This window comes from Mesorhizobium sp. M6A.T.Ce.TU.002.03.1.1, assembly GCF_003997275.1.
In the GTDB taxonomy this organism is placed as follows: Bacteria; Pseudomonadota; Alphaproteobacteria; order Rhizobiales; family Rhizobiaceae; genus Mesorhizobium; species Mesorhizobium mediterraneum.
In genome coordinates this window covers 1-347 of record NZ_RZTI01000338.1, presented here as the reverse complement: position 1 = coordinate 347, position 347 = coordinate 1, and the positions used below count along the sequence as shown (strand labels likewise).

1 protein-coding gene is annotated in these 347 nt (G+C 63.1%); it reads left to right on the top strand.

Features of this window, described 5'->3' with window-relative positions; translation table 11 throughout:
- Window positions 1–347 (top strand): response regulator (locus EOC93_RS33840; RefSeq protein ID WP_164759411.1); only part of this gene is annotated, 347 nt, incomplete at both ends.

Genomic DNA, 347 nt, shown 5'->3' with positions numbered 1-347 from the left:
GCCACGGTGCTGCTCGTCGAGGACGAGGATGCCGTGCGCATGGGCGGCATGCGGGCGCTGACCTCGCGTGGCTACACCGTGCACGAGGCATCGTCGGGCGTCGAGGCGCTGGAAGTGTTCGAGGCGCTGGGCGGCAAGGTCGATATCGTCGTTTCCGATGTGGTCATGCCGGAAATGGACGGACCGACACTGCTTGGTGAATTGCGCAAGCGCCAGCCGGACATCAAGTTCGTCTTCGTGTCCGGCTACGCCGAGGACGCATTCGCCAGAAACCTCCCGGCAGATGCGCATTTCGGCTTTCTGCCCAAGCCGTTTTCGCTCAAGCAACTGGCGACGATCGTCAAGGA